The organism is Dysgonomonas massiliensis, from assembly GCF_900240225.1.
GTDB lineage: Bacteria > Bacteroidota > Bacteroidia > Bacteroidales > Dysgonomonadaceae > Dysgonomonas > Dysgonomonas massiliensis.
On the sequence record NZ_OEPV01000001.1, the window covers coordinates 335,404 to 351,791 of the forward strand.

Annotated in this window: 23 protein-coding genes; 7 read left to right on the forward strand and 16 right to left on the reverse strand. The window is 35.6% G+C overall.

What is annotated here, in order from left to right:
* Entirely contained in the window at positions 1 to 966 is a 966-nt protein-coding gene (locus C1A06_RS01650; RefSeq protein ID WP_101688474.1) for an NADP-dependent oxidoreductase, read from the forward strand.
* 22 nt (positions 967 to 988) lie between these two features.
* Positions 989 to 1,837 carry a pirin family protein gene (locus C1A06_RS01655; protein WP_101688475.1) on the forward strand — a complete coding sequence of 283 codons (849 nt, stop codon included), beginning with the start codon at positions 989 to 991 and terminating at the stop codon, positions 1,835 to 1,837.
* A gap of 382 nt (positions 1,838 to 2,219) precedes the next feature.
* Here the strand turns inward: C1A06_RS01655 and C1A06_RS01665 are convergent, their stop codons facing one another.
* The 9 genes from C1A06_RS01665 to C1A06_RS01705 all read right to left on the reverse strand — a co-directional run bounded on the left by C1A06_RS01665 (position 2,220) and on the right by C1A06_RS01705 (position 7,930).
* Entirely contained in the window at positions 2,220 to 2,714 is a 495-nt protein-coding gene (locus C1A06_RS01665; protein WP_101688476.1) for a GNAT family N-acetyltransferase, read from the reverse strand.
* A 16-nt stretch (positions 2,715 to 2,730) separates the two neighbouring features.
* A complete protein-coding gene (locus C1A06_RS01670) occupies positions 2,731 to 3,486 on the reverse strand; it encodes a nuclear transport factor 2 family protein (RefSeq protein WP_101688477.1) in 756 nt (251 codons plus the stop codon).
* Positions 3,487 to 3,593: 107 nt separating this feature from the next.
* Positions 3,594 to 4,034, reverse strand: coding sequence for a hypothetical protein (locus C1A06_RS01675; RefSeq protein ID WP_101688478.1), 441 nt, complete (start codon positions 4,032 to 4,034; stop codon positions 3,594 to 3,596).
* 54 nt (positions 4,035 to 4,088) lie between these two features.
* On the reverse strand, positions 4,089 to 4,547 hold the full coding sequence (locus C1A06_RS01680) for a SecDF P1 head subdomain-containing protein (RefSeq protein WP_101688479.1): 459 nt from the start codon (positions 4,545 to 4,547) through the stop codon (positions 4,089 to 4,091).
* A gap of 308 nt (positions 4,548 to 4,855) precedes the next feature.
* Positions 4,856 to 5,287: a GNAT family N-acetyltransferase gene (locus C1A06_RS01685; protein ID WP_101688480.1), complete on the reverse strand. Its 432-nt coding sequence runs from the start codon at positions 5,285 to 5,287 to the stop codon at positions 4,856 to 4,858.
* Positions 5,280 to 5,864 carry a HEAT-like fold family protein gene (locus tag C1A06_RS01690; RefSeq protein ID WP_101688481.1) on the reverse strand — a complete coding sequence of 195 codons (585 nt, stop codon included), beginning with the start codon at positions 5,862 to 5,864 and terminating at the stop codon, positions 5,280 to 5,282. Before C1A06_RS01690 ends, C1A06_RS01685 begins: the two co-directional genes overlap by 8 nt.
* The gene (gene mnmE / locus C1A06_RS01695) at positions 5,864 to 7,258 is read right to left on the reverse strand and encodes a tRNA uridine-5-carboxymethylaminomethyl(34) synthesis GTPase MnmE (RefSeq protein ID WP_101688482.1); all 1,395 of its coding nucleotides are present in this window, start codon (positions 7,256 to 7,258) and stop codon (positions 5,864 to 5,866) included. Before mnmE ends, C1A06_RS01690 begins: the two co-directional genes overlap by 1 nt.
* 150 nt (positions 7,259 to 7,408) lie before the next feature.
* Positions 7,409 to 7,648, reverse strand: coding sequence for a hypothetical protein (locus C1A06_RS01700; RefSeq protein ID WP_101688483.1), 240 nt, complete (start codon positions 7,646 to 7,648; stop codon positions 7,409 to 7,411).
* 18 nt (positions 7,649 to 7,666) lie between these two features.
* Positions 7,667 to 7,930 carry a phBC6A51 family helix-turn-helix protein gene (locus C1A06_RS01705; protein ID WP_101688484.1) on the reverse strand — a complete coding sequence of 88 codons (264 nt, stop codon included), beginning with the start codon at positions 7,928 to 7,930 and terminating at the stop codon, positions 7,667 to 7,669.
* A 133-nt stretch (positions 7,931 to 8,063) separates the two neighbouring features.
* On the opposite strand from C1A06_RS01705, the gene C1A06_RS01710 reads away from it, so the two are divergent.
* From C1A06_RS01710 to C1A06_RS01720, 4 genes are all read left to right on the forward strand, one after another.
* On the forward strand, positions 8,064 to 8,840 hold the full coding sequence (locus C1A06_RS01710) for an energy transducer TonB family protein (protein WP_101688485.1): 777 nt from the start codon (positions 8,064 to 8,066) through the stop codon (positions 8,838 to 8,840).
* A 235-nt stretch (positions 8,841 to 9,075) separates the two neighbouring features.
* The gene (locus tag C1A06_RS01715; RefSeq protein WP_145996318.1) at positions 9,076 to 9,477 is read left to right on the forward strand and encodes a hypothetical protein; all 402 of its coding nucleotides are present in this window, start codon (positions 9,076 to 9,078) and stop codon (positions 9,475 to 9,477) included.
* Positions 9,478 to 10,081: 604 nt separating this feature from the next.
* Positions 10,082 to 10,159 carry a GH-E family nuclease gene (locus C1A06_RS15335; protein ID WP_370738358.1) on the forward strand — a complete coding sequence of 26 codons (78 nt, stop codon included), beginning with the start codon at positions 10,082 to 10,084 and terminating at the stop codon, positions 10,157 to 10,159.
* On the forward strand, positions 10,143 to 10,637 hold the full coding sequence (locus tag C1A06_RS01720; RefSeq protein ID WP_159461368.1) for an ankyrin repeat domain-containing protein: 495 nt from the start codon (positions 10,143 to 10,145) through the stop codon (positions 10,635 to 10,637). Before C1A06_RS15335 ends, C1A06_RS01720 begins: the two co-directional genes overlap by 17 nt.
* A gap of 90 nt (positions 10,638 to 10,727) precedes the next feature.
* Here the strand turns inward: C1A06_RS01720 and C1A06_RS01725 are convergent, their stop codons facing one another.
* From C1A06_RS01725 to C1A06_RS01740, 4 genes are read right to left on the reverse strand one after another with little or no spacing between them, the layout of a single operon-like run.
* On the reverse strand, positions 10,728 to 11,357 hold the full coding sequence (locus tag C1A06_RS01725) for a hypothetical protein (RefSeq protein ID WP_101688488.1): 630 nt from the start codon (positions 11,355 to 11,357) through the stop codon (positions 10,728 to 10,730).
* Between the two features lie 5 nt (positions 11,358 to 11,362).
* Positions 11,363 to 12,031, reverse strand: a complete 669-nt coding sequence (locus C1A06_RS01730) for a hypothetical protein (RefSeq protein WP_101688489.1) — start codon at positions 12,029 to 12,031, stop codon at positions 11,363 to 11,365.
* Positions 12,032 to 12,062: 31 nt separating this feature from the next.
* On the reverse strand, positions 12,063 to 12,881 hold the full coding sequence (locus C1A06_RS01735; RefSeq protein WP_145996320.1) for a hypothetical protein: 819 nt from the start codon (positions 12,879 to 12,881) through the stop codon (positions 12,063 to 12,065).
* Between the two features lie 27 nt (positions 12,882 to 12,908).
* Positions 12,909 to 13,703, reverse strand: a complete 795-nt coding sequence (locus tag C1A06_RS01740) for a hypothetical protein (RefSeq protein ID WP_101688491.1) — start codon at positions 13,701 to 13,703, stop codon at positions 12,909 to 12,911.
* A gap of 161 nt (positions 13,704 to 13,864) precedes the next feature.
* Here C1A06_RS01740 and C1A06_RS15035 point away from each other — a divergent pair, with 161 nt between their 5' ends.
* On the forward strand, positions 13,865 to 14,041 hold the full coding sequence (locus tag C1A06_RS15035; protein WP_159461369.1) for a hypothetical protein: 177 nt from the start codon (positions 13,865 to 13,867) through the stop codon (positions 14,039 to 14,041).
* 62 nt (positions 14,042 to 14,103) lie between these two features.
* On the opposite strand, the gene C1A06_RS01745 is transcribed toward C1A06_RS15035, so the two are convergent.
* The 3 genes from C1A06_RS01745 to C1A06_RS01755 are packed head-to-tail and all read right to left on the reverse strand — an operon-like array spanning position 14,104 to position 16,367.
* Positions 14,104 to 14,529 carry a GNAT family N-acetyltransferase gene (locus C1A06_RS01745; protein ID WP_101688492.1) on the reverse strand — a complete coding sequence of 142 codons (426 nt, stop codon included), beginning with the start codon at positions 14,527 to 14,529 and terminating at the stop codon, positions 14,104 to 14,106.
* A gap of 8 nt (positions 14,530 to 14,537) precedes the next feature.
* On the reverse strand, positions 14,538 to 15,701 hold the full coding sequence (locus tag C1A06_RS01750) for a porin (RefSeq protein WP_101688493.1): 1,164 nt from the start codon (positions 15,699 to 15,701) through the stop codon (positions 14,538 to 14,540).
* Positions 15,702 to 15,716: 15 nt separating this feature from the next.
* A complete protein-coding gene (locus C1A06_RS01755; RefSeq protein WP_370738359.1) occupies positions 15,717 to 16,367 on the reverse strand; it encodes a SanA/YdcF family protein in 651 nt (216 codons plus the stop codon).
* Positions 16,368 to 16,388 lie beyond the last annotated feature (21 nt).

The following is a 16,388-nucleotide window of genomic DNA, read 5'->3' on the forward strand; positions in this document are numbered from 1 at the left end:
ATGAAAGCAATAAGACTACACAATTATGGCTTTATTGAGGAATTGCGATACGAAGACATACCTATTCCTGAAATAAAAGAGAATCAGGTACTAGTAAAAATATATGCAACATCGATAAATCACTTGGAAATAAAAAAGGCTTCAGGAGCTTTTAGAGATAAATTTGAACTAAAGATGCCTTGGATTCCCGGACATGATTTTGCCGGTATTGTAGAAAAAGTAGGCAAGAATATTACTTCTTTTCAAGTAGGAGATAAAGTCTATGGAAATGCCAACGACGGATATGTACACTCTGATCAGGGATCCTATGCCGAATATATGGCTGCTGATATCGAAAAAATGGCTGTTATGCCAACGAATCTGACTTTTGTAGAAGCGGCTTCAGTTCCTCATGTGGGTGAAACAGCCTGGCAAGCCATTCATACCTATGGAAAGTTGAAAGCTGGAGAAAAGGTTCTTATTCATGGGGCAACAGGTGCAGTGGGAGCTTTCGCAACTCAATTTGCTCGGCAGATTGGTGCAGAAATATATGCAACGGCATCAGCTAAAAATAAAGAATTGGCTGAATCTTACGGAGCAGATGTTGTTCTTGATTACAGAACCACCGATTTTTCGGAGGTACTTCGTGATATGGATTTAGTCCTTGTATTCACGGGAGGTGATGTACAAGAAAAATCATATAAGGTTTTGAAGAAAGGAGGAAGATTAGTCAGCATAACTGGTCCAATCATTGAAAATCTGGCAAAAGAGTACGAAGTTTCAGGAGTGTTTATGGTTATCAAACAATCGGCAAAAGATCTTCAAGAAATCACTAAGTTGATTGAGAGCGGTGATGTGACAACAGATATTGGATTGACATATAAACTGGAAGAAGCAGCAACAGCTTGGAAAACTGTTTTAGGTACAAACCCGGAACTCCCCAAAGTAGCTCACGGTAAGGTTGTATTAGAAGTAAGCACAAAATAGAAAATCACAAACAAAATATCAAATGAGAAAAGAAGTAAAAGATACAGCAGTGGGAGCTTCGTCTATAGATGGGGCAGGAGTTCACCTGGTTCGCGTATTGGATTCACAAACGATGTATAAATTTGACCCATTTTTGATGCTCGATGCATTTGATTCGACTGATCCGGCTTTGTACATAAAAGGCTTTCCGATGCATCCACATCGAGGAATCGAAACATTTACATACCTGATGCAAGGACGCATGAATCATCGTGACAGTCTGAATAATAAAGGTACTATCCATAGTGGAGAAAGTCAATGGATGACAGCAGGTAGTGGAATTATACATGAAGAGATGCCTCAACCAGTTGATCATCTGCTTGGTTTGCAATTGTGGATAAATCTACCGAAAAAAGATAAGATGACAGAGCCCAAATACTTTGAGATTACAAATGATATGATTCAAGAGTTTGAAGAGGATGGAACTAAGGTCAGACTTGTTGCGGGAGAATACAAAGGTCATCAGGGAGCTAAAGGTCATCATTTACCGACTACAGTGCTGGATGTAACTCTAGATCCCAATAAAGAGTTTACGTTAAATGTAGACCCAAAGAATTCAGTACTAGTATACGTTGTAGAAGGAAAAGGAATATTTGGAGACAAACAGACTATCGTACCTCGTAAGACAGCAGTTATATTAGATGAAGGAGATGAACTTTTTATAAAAGGAGGAGAAGAGGGAATGCGATTCTTTATGGCCGCAGCACCTGCTCTGAAGGAACCAATAGCATGGGCTGGTCCAATCGTTATGAATACAGAAGCAGAACTTCAGCAGACTTTTAAAGAGTTGCAAGAAGGTACATTTATAAAACATAAACCAGAGGGTATTTGATATATTAACAGTATAGCAAAGAGAGATTGGTAATCTAGGGCAATCTCTCTTTTTACATCAATAAGCAAGTGCACGATAATACAGCTTATTTATTATTCCATGTAGGAAGATAATGTTTCAGAAACAGTAAAATATGGATGCTTTGCTTCTGTTATCTCTGGACTGATAATAAAACGAATGAGCCATATATTCTTTTTGTTGAAGGTAAACACCTTAACAATCCAGAATTAGAAGTAGGAAACCATTCACGGATGAAGATTTAAATATAGATCCTAATGAAGATTTACCTATAGAATTGATAAAATCTATACTGGACAATACATTAGATTTGTATCGGAATGGAACAATATTAATTAAATGATGGGCATTTTTCAGATGTTATTTAACGTAAATCCAATAGCATCAAATAATCCTCGTCATTTTCCCAAATAATCTTAAACCCCATTTTAAGGTAAAGCTTTACAGCGTAGTTTTCTTTCTGCACACTTAAAGAAGCTTGCTTATATCCTAATTTACACATATACTCTACCATCTTTTCCATTAAGCGAGTTCCTATGCTCCGCCCTCTGTACTCTTTAAATAAGGAGATTGCAAACTCAGGTGTTTGGTCATCGATATAACCGAATCCTTTTGTTTCACCCGAAATAATTCTGATCCATACAGCACCAATAATCTTTCCATTCATATCAGCTACCAAACAATGATCATCAGCTCTTTTCCCAAAATCTTTTATATAAGCAAACACCTCTGGTATTTTTAAAACACTTCTTGGAATAATGCTTTTCTCGTCAGACTGATAGATTGCTTGATACAGCATATCTTCGAGTAGGTATATCTCTGAAGATAGTATTTCTCTGATTAGTATGTTGGACTTCATTCAACCAATTTTATATTTAAAAGCCTAGCATACTGCGAATTTCTTCGTTATCAGTATATATATGCCATAGACTAACTTTCTCTTCTTTTACTTTAGCAAGCCAAATTGCTCGGATATTATTCAATCTTTCATCCGAAGAAATCGAATATCCTTGCATAATTACAGTAGAATCCCCTTGGGTAATTACATGCTCAAAAATATTCTGATAATTTGGAAACAGTTTAAAGAATGGTTTCCATGCCATTGATATACAGTCAGATTTCCCTTCTATTCTGTTATTCTCCATATCGATGAAGACATGATCTTCTGTCATAAGGTCCGCGAGTCCTTCAATGTCTGCATTGTTGATACAGCTATTAAACTGTAAGGCTATAGATTGAGTTCTTGTGGGGTACGTTTTTATTACTCTAAACCACTCACACACAAGTAGAGTGTCTTGACTTAACTCTTTTCCAATTTCAGAAAGAAGTTTCGAATAATAAGGGCGATGAATAGCCAGCCAGTTTTCCAAGCTAACATCACCTTCTTCTATAGCAAAGGTTTCTGTTATATCTCCAAATTTGATTACTTCAATTTTCTCAACTCTGACTATGGCAACTTCTTTGTCAGAGGAATTTTGTATCGAAAAATAATCTCCAACCTTACTAGCAGGTTTTAATCCTTGTAAATGGTAGTCAAGCAATGAAGATGTTGCTACCTTTTCTTCTCTCAAAACCTTATTTGCAAGATCATCTATTTCGTTAGAAGTACTGCCAAATTTTATTTTGTCCATAATAGACTTATAGTATTAGAGTGTGTTTATATCAGCTTCATTCGAATATTTAGATAGAACAAAGATGCTATTCTATGAGGTCGATATTATATTGTTGATATTTATTTTTACTCGGAATCATTTTTCTTTTGATTCATTAATTTCCAGATGCGTTTCTGCCAATGAAGGACGGCAAATTGCTCATCGTCCCTGTTGTCTGTCTTTTCTACATACTCCCTGATGGTCGGCGCTTGAGGATATTTGTTTTTTATAATATCGTCTATCAGATACCCATACAATCCTTTTGGGCTTTCGCTGAACAGGAAGCCTTGAAACATCAAATTGATATAATCGGGATTTTCGTAAATATAGTCTTTATAGTTCTGATATGCTGTTGATTTCATGTAGTCTTCAGAATGGCTACTCAAGTTTGGTCTCTGCAATTCTTCCCTCAGTGCTTCTTCAAGATTTTTATATTCAACAGTATTTAGTTCCCCATACCAGTAATAGTCAAGCGGATTCGTTACTATATCTTTCAACTCAGATGCTTCCCAATAATCAATTTCCATAATAATGGAATCTATTTCATTTTTAAGAAGAGAATAAGACTGAGAATTTCTATCTCAATCTTGGAATAAACTTTCAATGGAATCCACCTTTTCTTGCCGGATATTATAAAATAGCTTTCTTATATCATAAGCGCGATTCGATATAGAGAAATTAGCACTTTCCAATCGCATGTTTATCTGCGGACAGTTAACCACCTCGTTGTTATAAACAAAGCCTATTCGCTTGCCAATGGCTTTTTTCGTAGCATCATTCCATTTGATTAGTTTGTGTTTGCTTATTTTTCCGTCTATTTCGTAAAACGGTTTCCCGTCTATTTCGATAGAATCTAATTTTAGAGCTACAAAATCTTTTACGGTAACAATAGGCTCTATAGATATACTGTCTTTCTTATTGTCTTGAATGTTGTACCAGCCATTTTCTCTACTGTCATTTTGTGCTTGATTACACGAAGTGAACAATAGAACATTCAGCAAAATTGCTCCTAGTATTATTACAAAGTAGTCCTTTTTCATGAGCATTACTTTTATTTCATGAAATTATAATCAAAATATTATTAAACCCGTGTTGTATTAATATCACAGACAGGGTAAGCTGTTCATTGTCAAATGGGAGATCGTGTTTTTTGAGGTTGGTAATCAATTAGATATATGCACAGCTTCACTCGAAGTTACGGAAAAATACTAGAAAATTCACTAAAATTGTAAGTGAAATGAATCCTCGTAATCAAAAAAACAAGCCAAAATTCAAGATAGTACCTTTATAATCAAAGTTATCGAAGCTTTTTACTCATCTTGTAATTCCTCAAACATAGCTTGTTTGCCTATCTCATTTGCTTTTCATCCACTTTGAATCCTTGTTTCTCAAAAAAATATTTGGCTGTTATACTCACTTCTGAGGTAATTGATTGAATATTATTTCTGTAAGAGAAATCCTCAATATTCTGATAGAGCAATGAAGCTATTCCTTGCCTTTGATGATCTTTGTGAATAAACATTGAATGTAAATATCCATCATGGCTAATGGATGCAAATCCTACTATTTGCAATTCATCGTTTTCAGCAACGATAAAATACAATTGATTAATTAATTCTGCCCAATGTTTAAGATCGTTGCCGCACGAAGCCCAATCTTCAACCTCCTCGGTACTATAATCTTTTCGATTGATATGTAAAACAGTTCCTTGATATAGCTGGTTTAGCTCTGGAATATCAATCAATGTTGCTGTACGGATATTAAATCTAGCTTTACTCATTTTGGCAGTTTTTAGGTAGAAGATAACTATTGCAATAGATCATATTATTATTATTTATAAACTCTTTCTTTTTTATAGCTTTTAGTATATGCTTTTTAGTTACTTGTATTGCTGACGATAATTCACCTTCCATCATCTCGAGTGTAATCAGTAATTCTTGCTTCAGTTCAGGAATAGAACGGCAAAGTTCATATGCTAGTTTCATACAAAGCGTCCGTGTACCATATGGCTCTGCTTTCGAAATCATTCGCTTCAAACAAAAGTCTAGGAAATCGACTCGTGGAGGATTTGCTAAGGGCTGTTTATAAATAATAGCAAGTATTAGTCTGCGTTTCCCGATGTAATTGCAAGTCAAAACTTGGTCAATCAATTGAGTTTGCTTGCTATATAACCACTCGTTTTCTTTTTCAGAAAAATGTGTCAGAATCCAAGCAGCATTATACGATACTCTATCATTCGCATCAAAAAGCAAGCTATATAGTTCTTGTTCTCTTGCGGTATTTCCTTGAGTAAGATGTACTATCTCATAGATATCGTTTTTACTGATACGTTGGGATAATTTGATCTTTAGATCCATTATTTTCCGATACAAAACTTGCTGAATATATTTCCAAGAATTTCATCCGTAGAAATCTGTCCGGTAATTTCACCAAGATAATGTAAACACTCTCTGATATCTTGCGACAAGAAATCACCCGATATTTGAAGTTCTAATCCTTCCGAAACACGTTCGATAGCAGCTAATGCATTCTGCAAAGCTTCGTAATGACGTAAGTTCGTAATGATAACATCCTGCTCTCCGAATTTCGGGATATTAGCAGCTTCTATCAGTCTGTTTTGAAGTTCCGTTAAACCTTCGTCATATTTAGCCGAAATAAAAATACGATCAGGGAATATATCCTGAAGTATTGTTCGCTTATTGTTCATTACAACGCCACAGCCTACGATATCAACCTTATTGAAGACCAGTATAACCTTCTGATCTTTGATATGAGGAATGATCTTCTTCGAAAGATCTTCGATATGGCTATCTGAAACACTAGTGTCTATGATCCACAATACAATACTTGCCTGCTGAAGCTTTTTGAACGTTCGTTCGATACCAATGCTTTCGATCTCATCCATCGTATCGCGAATACCTGCCGTATCGATGAATCGGAAAGTAATTCCTTCGATATTGATGGTGTCTTCGATCACGTCACGAGTCGTACCGTGGATATCCGAGACAATAGCTTTCTCTTCATGGAGCAAGATGTTGAGTAGGGTAGACTTTCCCGCATTGGTCTCGCCAATGATAGCTACCGGAATACCCGTCTTGACGGCATTACCCAACTGAAAAGAATCGGACAGCTCACGAATATGTGCTTCGATTGTTTGTGCAAGCTCTTTCAAGTTATCGCGATTGGCAAATTCGACATCCTCTTCCGAAAAATCAAGCTCGAGTTCGATTAGCGATGTGAAGTTCAGAAGCTGAGTGCGAAGCTCGATCAGTTTATTTGATATGCCTCCGCGCATCTGATTGATGGCCAGGCGGTGTGTTGCAGCCGAGTCTGATGCAATAAGATCGGCAACCGATTCGGCTTGCGATAAGTCCATTTTACCATTGATGAATGCACGTTGGGTAAACTCTCCGGCACGAGCCAGCGTTGCACCCTGAGCAATCAGCACCTGCAAGATATTCTGCTGAATATACAGCGATCCGTGACAAGATATCTCGATGCTATCTTCGCCGGTGAAAGAGTGGGGAGCACGGAAGATTGATACAAGTACTTCGTCAAGTATCTCGTCGTCCTTCATGATACAGCCGAAATGTATTGTATTAGCTTTCTGAGCAGCAAGTATTTTGCCCGATGCCGATTTGAATACTTTGTCGACCAGTTCTATAGAGCCTTTTCCCGAAACACGGATTACGGCAATTCCTCCTACACCCGGAGCTGTTGATATGGCAGCAATAATGTTATTGTCTTGCATATTGGTAAATTTATATGAAATTATACATACAAATGTACGAATTATATGAGTGGCTGACAATATTTGTTTGGCCTATCGTTGTCCTTTGTGTACACTATTAACAGATGCTAGGTTATCGGTATGTTAAAAAGTAACACTTGTGTACAACTATTAGCTAGTCGCTTTTTTATCCGAAATCGTTGTTTGTTTTTCAAGTTGCTGATAGAATCGGAATAAGATAATGGCTTCTTCGCTATTTCGAGGATAGATCAGACCTTTTTTCTGTGTATTATCCAGATTCGGCAGATGTTGTTTTTCCTTTTTATCCCGAGTCTTCTCGATCAGCATATTCAGTTCTCTGACAGTTGCTTCCTTGCGTTTCTGCTTTACAACTTTTTTCTTCAGAATCATTTCGTTTTCGTCGTACGATCAGGGCTCGTAAGTATATGTCGTTTCTTCGACGGTATAACCTTCGATCCGATCGCGCAAGGTTCGTCTAGCCAATGTGATCAATTCGTCATAACATCTGTCCTGAGCTTCGTCGACCATTCGTGCAAACTCGGGTTTGTCGTTTTTCCATTCGTAGAAAGTTTTACGTGCTATTCCTACTGCATTGCAAACTTCTGTCACTGTCATGTCTTTTTCTATCAATTCGATGATTACATCTGCAAGTTTCTTACTAAATTTTGCCATAGCTTTTTTTGTATAGATAAACTTACTGTGTTTTGATTGACTCCGTTAAATCAGTGAAAGATGACAATGATTAAGTTGCTCTTTTATGGAATATTTATTACTTTTTCCTCTACTAAGAAAAATAACGAAAACTATGAAAAAAATACTTGTCACATGTTTGTTGACCTTATCATTTTCGTTGTCTTATGCAACTAAGCAAATGGGTGATTGGCTGATTTATAAAGGAGATACTCTTACGGTATATTATTTCATATTGGATGATTATTTGTGGGAATCACCAGCGAAAGATACCTTTTATGAAAAAAATAAAGATTTATTGATGGGCACAACAGCGTGCTGGCGCGGATATCGTGCTGTGATGGAAATAAGAAATGATAGTCTGTTTTTGAAGAAGGTGTGCGGGAGAGATAATCTGGAGATGGATATAAGTCCATTATTCGATCAGGAGAAGGATATATTTGTCTATTGGTACACTGGAAGTTTGACGAATCTACGGAATAATCAAATATATGTTCATGAGGACTGGGGAGGTTTCTATGAGTATGAAACAGATTTTATATTTAAGAAAGGAATATTGAAAAATATAGAGGAATATCATAATACGATTAAAACTTCGATATATGCAAATACAGATAATTGGAAAATATTGGTTGATTATGTCCAATCAAGCATAAATTATGATAATGTAAAACCAGTAGGTACGAAAATCCGTATTATCACAAGAATAAATGATGTTGACGAAAATGGAATAATAACGGATGTGTCTATACTTAAAGGTTATAATGATGAATACGATAGGGAAGCTATCAGAGTCATAAAATCAATTCCTCAATGGCAAGTTATAATTCGCCGAGGAAAGAAAGTTAATATCCCTTGGACGATTCCTGTGATATTCGAAGCAAAAGACTAGTCTTGGATGTTTAACTAATCAAATAATATTACTTTGTATCATCTATGTCTTTTTCGCCTCCAACACAGTAAAATGAAAGAATTGCAAATAAATTCTTTGGACAATATTAAATCGAAACATGCCGTTAAGCATAATGTTTGATAGTACTTTTTAATAAATAATATGTATTTTTAAAAGTCAATCTATTAATAACTAATATAATACGATTATGAAAAAGAAAGGTTTTTATTTGTTAATGCTGATTATTATCTTCTTTGTTTATCCAAACTCATATTCACAACAACCAAATTATTCAAATAGATCGTATATAGATGACATTTGGATTGTACAAGGGGATAGTTATATGTGGGAAGACGAATATGTTTATGAGTTGAAATGTGTTCTTAACTATGGAATGGGTCGAGATATTCATTGGTATGTTGAAAACGGAATTATAATACAAGAAAGACCAGGGGAAACGCACATGAATCTACCTCAGTATGCTTACATCGTAAGGATAGATGAAAATAAAGAGTTAAGAGTAGCTTGTTCAGCACAAGATTCTCGTGGAATTTATCTTATGGCACATTTGACAATACCTTCATATAAAGAAGGAGGTGGAGGAAAAGCCCCATTAGATCCCCATCAAATATGGTAGTGTCTTCTCAGCTGTCCCAGATTTTATATAAACTGATAAAACTACAAGTTTCATGACTTGTAGTTTTTTTTCAGCCTTTTCGCTTGCTTGTACTTACTGTTATATTTATATTATTTGAATGTTATAGTTGTAATCTTTATTAGCCTTAAATAGATAGCTGAAGTTTCGTAGCCATTTGTGCCGGAGACTACTATTCCGTTTAAGTCAGATTGTTTTATATCTTTTATAAATAAATCTTGTTCAGATACCTGATAGGTACACATTAAATTCTTTTTTGCTTTCATAATTGGATCCTCAGTACTACTGGTTATGATATGATAGCCTGATATAATGAAGTTGGATAATTACATCTGCAAGTTTCTTACTAAATTTTGCCATAGCTTTTCTAGTATAGATAAACTTGCTACGTTTTGATTGGCTCCGTTAAATCAATGAATAAAGACAATGAGCCTGTTTCTAATTTTATTGAATTAACATAGAATAAATTGGTTATCAGTCGTCTAAATTGTATTTTATTCGTAAATTTAAGGATATCAAAAACTTAAATTTATCCAACCGACTTAACAGGTAACCAATGGCAATATATAGAAAAAACTTTATTAAAATGGGAAATGATCCTAATTTGTATCAAATTGAATCAAGATCCTCAAATAGAAGTCATAAGTATGAAAAGAAAGATTAAAAACAATGAGCAATTTATAGAAGCTATTAGTTTCATTCGAAAAAATGATAATGAGAACCTGAAAAGATGCTTAGGTAGTCTCCTCAATGTTGATGAACAGGATGAAGATGGAAGAACTTTAATATATTATTCAATTAATGGGAATAATATTGAGGCATTAAAAATAATTCTTGATTTTGGAGGGGATGTTAATCTGAAAGACCATAATGGTCTAACTCCATTGCATTTTGCAACGATTGCCCATGATCCATTATCTATAGAGTTACTTCTTAAACATCATGCTGATGTAAATGCTCAAGATAATAATGGAAATACGGTTATATCTGAGGCAATATTTAATTCTAGAGGTCGTGGAGAGGTTATAAAGATTCTTATTGCTGCGAATGCTGATTTAGATATAAAAAATAATTATGGAATTAGTGCACGAGAATTAACTGAAACAATAGGTAACTATGACATTAAGCAATTTTTAGAATAACCCCCATTGTTCAAGTATGGTTTAGAATACATAGCGGCAATACTTTTTTTCAGTGAGTCTTATTCTAAATTCAGAAGGTAAATAGTTATTTCATTTTCTGACTATCGAAAACGAATCGACAATATAATAGCCCCATATTCCTTCTTTCTGCTTGATGTTTAATTTGTATTTCGAAATATCTTCGTCTATGTATGTACAATATGTTGATGAGCTGATTCTTAACTGTTCCTCATTATTTTCATCGAATTTGAAATAAATATAGCGTCTACTTCTTTTTCCTTTTGTCAGCCTTGTAATGTCATACTCTTGCGTCGAAATACCGTTATTGTCTGCTTCAATCTGGTTGATAGTGTTCCACGCAATGTTGGCTGCCGATCCTAAGCTGAGATAGGAGAGTATGAGCCCTTCTACCAAGAGGAAACAAACTAATATCGTTTTGGCACCAAAACCTTTGTAATCTATAGCTACCAGTCTAATATATTCTTTGCTGTATATTCCCCATGCAATAATTCCCAGTAGGGTAGGGATAGCAAAAACGAATACGCTGTATCTCCAATCCCCGCCAATGGTTGTAGGCTCAATAAAGAAGTGATATAACACCCCTATAACACCCAGTATAATAAAGGCGCTATAGAGTTTGTTATCATGCTTCTTTACGTATTTCTTCTCAGTCTTAGTCAGTAGAGATTCTTCTTCCTTTTTCTTCTTTTGTTTTGCCATTGTTGTTATCTGAATGAAACTCTGCGTAATTCGTCTTGGTCGAGAGCCAGATTCGTTGAAAAGAAATCGTAGAATAGTTTTCTGAGCTCTTTTCTGTTGATTGTAGTCTTATTTTGTCGGAATGTTAGATAATTAACACATAGGTTGCCATTGATCATATCCCGAATAGTATCGTATTTTAGTTTTTTGGTAAAAGCATAAAGACATTTAACGCCCATGATCGAAATTGCAATTCCTGCGATTGCTAATTTGAAGTAGAAGAACAATCCTACAATAGAAAGAATAAGCAGAATGCAGCAAAAATATAAGATGATGCGATTAGGCTCAAGTATCTCTAATTTTGCACCAATACCTCGATTGAAAGTGTTAACTAGTCTACGGCGGCTTTTCTTAGGAAATATATCTTTCAATTTTGTTGATGGACATAGTTTCGACGGATCATATAATCCGGCTTCTCTGATTACGCTCTTTATTTTGTAAAAAGCCAGCAAAGAAGTACACAAGGTATCATCCTCTCCATCTATTTTACTCATGATCAGCGAAACAAGTTCGTCGAAATCTGCTATGTTTTCAAGCTCATAGTCATCGAAATGGAAATTGAATTTATCTTCAATTTCCAGTAGCAGATCATCTAAGTCTTCCCATTGGGTATCTTTCAATTCGATTTTCTTCATAAATGTATGGTTTTGTCGAGTTATACCGAATTTACTTATCCATATTGTTAACGTAAAATCTGTTCTTAGAGTATGAGTAGCTGTATCCCCATTCCTCAGAACCTCCCTGAAATATATTTATCCAATCATTATATATCTTTACTCGATAATCCTCATATCTGACGGGAGTTGCGAACTGCTTGATAATATGATCATCCTCGAAAATGCTTATTCGGCTCTCTTCGAAAAAAATAACACGCTCATTCATCTCAACCGGTAAAGATAGATTCGCTTCAATATCTGAGATTAGTTTGCCGTTAAGATAATAATATAACCGATCATCTTCTACGTGATATGCTAAAGATACCTTACCCGATTGCCAAACCATAATAGGTTGATGTTTTGGTCTTTTGATATCTCTGGTGTTTTGCCGATTAAAAAAATACTGCATTTGTTCATCTACATCAACATCCTTAAAGTCGCCGGCTGAGAATGATTTCCAGTCTTTGATCGTGAAATAGTCAATTATCGTAATCAGCTCTTCAATAGTAGGGTAACGGCTTATATCTACGAAATACCCATTTTTTCCTTGTGTTATTTCCAAGCGTGGATAAACTATATTGACTTGGTATAAAGCTAGTTCCAGCTTTTTGTTTTGCAACTCTCCTTTGTCAATCTTTTCTTTGATATAATAATTTAAAAATTTAGCTCTCCCTTCAAGGAGTAATGCCGTACAAGTTTTATAGCTCGAATAATTCTGGCACAAGTACATATTTATGTACTCTCCTTGATACACATAATCTACACATTCTGTAGCCTTGGATGAGATAGCGAAAGTAATTATAATGATTAAGGAGCAAATTCGTTTCATATGTTTAGGCGTATTCTATATTGTTATTCAATCGATATCACAATAACCGGAGGCGATCAGATCTCCTGTATTGTTTGCATATTCTATGATTTCAAATTTATTAGCATTCCTGGCAGGAACGATATAACTCCCATGCAAACTTTTGTAAACGCATAAATTATCATCAACTAACTCATAATGTTCGTCATTCAAGCGGAAATCTCCATTTTTATTAACTTCGAAACAACGAATGAAAAAAGGTGCGGGACCATCCATATAATGTTCTGTTAATATGCTGTCCGAAATATGAAAAGAAGACAACCATGCCCAGTGGTCATCAAGATAGAATTTACCCTTATATCTTGACAGATAAATCCAATACCCCGTATATTTCTTAATAATAGAATCGACTTTTACGGTGTCAATATTATTTTTGTACTTTTCTATTTGCTGATTATAATACGTATTATAGTTTTCAACATAGAAATCCGAATGCTCTTTGTTTTTATCGAAATACGTTTTATAAGTCTTATCTAAAGCCTGAGGGGTAAATGGCTTATGAAAAGGTGTGTTGTTGCTATGTATAATGAATTTATATTGCGAATATTTTCCATACTCTTTGTCGCAGTGGTGGTAAGCTTCTAATACGGTAATCGGATCAACTGGTACTTTGTTTTCCCATCTAAAATAAAGTTTACCTCCCAACTGTTGCAGTATAGTATCTTCAACAGTAGGGATGTGCTTATCTCCTGATTCAGATCGAGTGGCATAGATAGAACTACACAAGATTGATGCAAATAAGATTGACAATATTGCTAATATGAAGTATTTGTAGCTTTTCATAATTGAGATTATTTGTGTTTCGATCTATTAGGCTTATTATAACTACTAATATAAATCTTTTTTGTCCCTAAATCTGTAATCTCCTATAATTTAACATAAATACAGTTAAATATTTGGTTTATTTTCATTAATTTACGGAACCAACCTTAAAACGAATCATTATGAAAAAGAAATGGTATTTAATCATCTTTTATTTGGTGATGACTCTTGTTATGATTCTGATCAATATAGCTTTGCCTGATGGTGAAAAACTCAATTGGCTAGCTGTATTTTGCTCCCCTGTATTGGCTACTATCTTGATGTATTTTTTTTACAGAAGACTCTTCGGTAGATATTGAAGATATAAACAAAAAGGCTGCAATTCATATGCAGCCTTTTATTTTTTTCATACACCGAGATATTATATATCCAATCGGTAGACATTTGTTTCGCGTTTCATAAAACCCGATTTCTGATACAAAGCATTTGCTTCGATTCGAGAAGGACTCGAAGTCAGATCAATCTTAGTAATACCTAGTTGCAGAGCTTGAACTACAGCCTGTTTAACCAGTTTTTCTCCGATTTTTTTACCTCTGTGTTTTTTATCAACCACCACATCTTCTATCTGAGCTCTCGTACCCGATGTCAGTTCGCAGATTAGAAGTGTTAACATTCCAATGATTGAATCGCCTTCTTGAGCAACGAAAACATATGCGTTTGCCGAGCTGATGATGTCCGACAAACGTTCTGATGTTATTTCTTGACAATCAGGGTTCAACTGAAGCAGCAAACTATTTATAGTTTTAACTGTATCTGCCGAAACGGCTGTAAGTCTAGTTATTTCCATTTCTTTTCTTAAAATACAAATTGTAGTTGTCCGATTACCGAATGACTATTTTTCTGATCCCATTTCTTCGAATAGTCCGAATATCTGTAGTTCACAGTAAAACGACAGTTTTTGTAGAAGTAGTAGTCAGCACCGGCTGTGTAGTCCATCACTTCCGAGTTAATATCTTTGTCGCTGTTGTAATAATCTACTTTACCTACAAGGCTGATTTTTTGTGGACATACATAGTATTTCACAGTCCCATACAATCCTTCGCGATCAATTTTGCTGTCTTTACCATGAAGCCATTCCGCACGAGCGTATAATCTGTCCGATTTGTAATCGGCACTCAATATCCAACGATTACGGGTATGGTTAGTTAGTTCTGAAGAACCTGGCATTATATATGTCGCATCACCATAGTAAACACTACCTCCTATACGGAAACCTTTCAGCGGTTGAAGCATCAACGATGCCGAGAAGTCTTTCGAATTATCCTTGTCACTCGTATTCAATCCTGTACCTTGGAAAACTCCGGCAGCATATTGGATGAAGTCGTGACCTTTCAGGGTAAACAGCGATCCCGATACCATAAATCCGGCATCACGACCTGAGTTGTTTTTCCCGTTCTGGTATCTTTGCACATCATCGCTCATACCTATCAGGCTAGATATAGAACGAGTATTATAAATGGTTTCAAGATCAGTTAACGAGATCTGATTTTCTAGTGAGTAAGGTGCTTTGAATTGTCCTAATCTGAAGCTCAATTCTTTCAGTGGAGACCATTCGCCCCAAAATTCATAAATCATAGGATTTACCAATTCGGTCAAGAAAGAATATCTGATGTTATTTCCTAAATCACCTTTCGCCGAAACATAGACTACTCGCGCTTGTACATCATGTTTCACTCTGTTCACATTGCTGTAATTGTACATAAACAGACCATAACCACCTATTTGCAGATATGGCGTGTTGTTGAAAATGCCTCTTACTTTAGCGGCAGCTTGATCAATTTTGTCAACCGGGTCGGATTGTTGTGGTTTCGATGTCGATTCTTTTTTTATTTCATCAGCTTCCTGCTGAGTTAGAATCTCTTTTTCTACAAGTTTTTTCAACAGTTCGTCGTTGTTGTCTTGAGCATACCCCATCATAGCGATCAAGCATACGGATAAGATTAGGCAAAGTCTTTTCATCGGTATTAGTTATTATTAATTAATAGATTCTTTAATTTCTATTTTCTCGCCTAAATGTTTAGGCTGTTTGTTGGTAATCAAGTCTAAGAAGACTTTCACTCTTGTGAGTTTTTCTCGAACCTTGGTTTTTAGGGTCATTCTGTTCAAGCTTAAATCTGCAGCGTTATATCCGTAAACTTCGAGTCCTGATTGTTGAGCCAGATAAATAGCTCGTTGGTTTTGGAATTTTTGTGAAACAATGATAAATGAATCTTGGCTAAAGATCTCTTTCATGCGGATGACCGAATCCAGAGTACGCAATCCTGCAAAATCGAAATAGATAATGCTATCGGGAACGCCCTTTTCGACCAAAGCATTGAACATGTCGCGAGGCTCGTTGTACGAAACGTGTCTATTATCGCCACTGACAACAAATGCCTTTGCTTTTCCGGCATTGTATAATCTGACTGCTGCATCTATACGATTGGTGAAATAGAGGTTTTCGCGTCCTCCTCTCGCCCATTTCGAGGTACCAGGTATTAAGGCTACTTTTTGTGATGGAATGCTGTCAAGATTGTCGAAAACAAAATCTTTAGTATCGTGTTCTACTTTCCAATTTGCAAACCAAATGACGAAAAAGATAATCAGTGCGAATGCCAGACAAAGCAGCATCGCACGTTTGATCATCCTTTTTATCTTCGATTGCTT

Excerpts from the sequence above, each read along its gene's own strand:
- C1A06_RS01650 (WP_101688474.1), top strand. The coding sequence starts at position 1 with ATGAAAGCAATAAGACTACACAATTATGGCTTTATTGAGGAATTGCGA.
- C1A06_RS01655 (WP_101688475.1), top strand. The coding sequence starts at position 989 with ATGAGAAAAGAAGTAAAAGATACAGCAGTGGGAGCTTCGTCTATAGAT.
- C1A06_RS01665 (WP_101688476.1), bottom strand. The coding sequence starts at position 2,714 with ATGAAGTCCAACATACTAATCAGAGAAATACTATCTTCAGAGATATAC.
- C1A06_RS01670 (WP_101688477.1), bottom strand. The coding sequence starts at position 3,486 with ATGGACAAAATAAAATTTGGCAGTACTTCTAACGAAATAGATGATCTT.
- C1A06_RS01675 (WP_101688478.1), bottom strand. The coding sequence starts at position 4,034 with ATGGAAATTGATTATTGGGAAGCATCTGAGTTGAAAGATATAGTAACG.
- C1A06_RS01680 (WP_101688479.1), bottom strand. The coding sequence starts at position 4,547 with ATGAAAAAGGACTACTTTGTAATAATACTAGGAGCAATTTTGCTGAAT.
- C1A06_RS01685 (WP_101688480.1), bottom strand. The coding sequence starts at position 5,287 with ATGAGTAAAGCTAGATTTAATATCCGTACAGCAACATTGATTGATATT.
- C1A06_RS01690 (WP_101688481.1), bottom strand. The coding sequence starts at position 5,864 with ATGGATCTAAAGATCAAATTATCCCAACGTATCAGTAAAAACGATATC.
- mnmE (WP_101688482.1), bottom strand. The coding sequence starts at position 7,258 with ATGCAAGACAATAACATTATTGCTGCCATATCAACAGCTCCGGGTGTA.
- C1A06_RS01700 (WP_101688483.1), bottom strand. The coding sequence starts at position 7,648 with ATGATTCTGAAGAAAAAAGTTGTAAAGCAGAAACGCAAGGAAGCAACT.
- C1A06_RS01705 (WP_101688484.1), bottom strand. The coding sequence starts at position 7,930 with ATGGCAAAATTTAGTAAGAAACTTGCAGATGTAATCATCGAATTGATA.
- C1A06_RS01710 (WP_101688485.1), top strand. The coding sequence starts at position 8,064 with ATGAAAAAAATACTTGTCACATGTTTGTTGACCTTATCATTTTCGTTG.
- C1A06_RS01715 (WP_145996318.1), top strand. The coding sequence starts at position 9,076 with ATGCTGATTATTATCTTCTTTGTTTATCCAAACTCATATTCACAACAA.
- C1A06_RS15335 (WP_370738358.1), top strand. The coding sequence starts at position 10,082 with ATGGGAAATGATCCTAATTTGTATCAAATTGAATCAAGATCCTCAAAT.
- C1A06_RS01720 (WP_159461368.1), top strand. The coding sequence starts at position 10,143 with ATGAAAAGAAAGATTAAAAACAATGAGCAATTTATAGAAGCTATTAGT.
- C1A06_RS01725 (WP_101688488.1), bottom strand. The coding sequence starts at position 11,357 with ATGGCAAAACAAAAGAAGAAAAAGGAAGAAGAATCTCTACTGACTAAG.
- C1A06_RS01730 (WP_101688489.1), bottom strand. The coding sequence starts at position 12,031 with ATGAAGAAAATCGAATTGAAAGATACCCAATGGGAAGACTTAGATGAT.
- C1A06_RS01735 (WP_145996320.1), bottom strand. The coding sequence starts at position 12,881 with ATGAAACGAATTTGCTCCTTAATCATTATAATTACTTTCGCTATCTCA.
- C1A06_RS01740 (WP_101688491.1), bottom strand. The coding sequence starts at position 13,703 with ATGAAAAGCTACAAATACTTCATATTAGCAATATTGTCAATCTTATTT.
- C1A06_RS15035 (WP_159461369.1), top strand. The coding sequence starts at position 13,865 with ATGAAAAAGAAATGGTATTTAATCATCTTTTATTTGGTGATGACTCTT.
- C1A06_RS01745 (WP_101688492.1), bottom strand. The coding sequence starts at position 14,529 with ATGGAAATAACTAGACTTACAGCCGTTTCGGCAGATACAGTTAAAACT.
- C1A06_RS01750 (WP_101688493.1), bottom strand. The coding sequence starts at position 15,701 with ATGAAAAGACTTTGCCTAATCTTATCCGTATGCTTGATCGCTATGATG.
- C1A06_RS01755 (WP_370738359.1), bottom strand. The coding sequence starts at position 16,367 with ATGATCAAACGTGCGATGCTGCTTTGTCTGGCATTCGCACTGATTATC.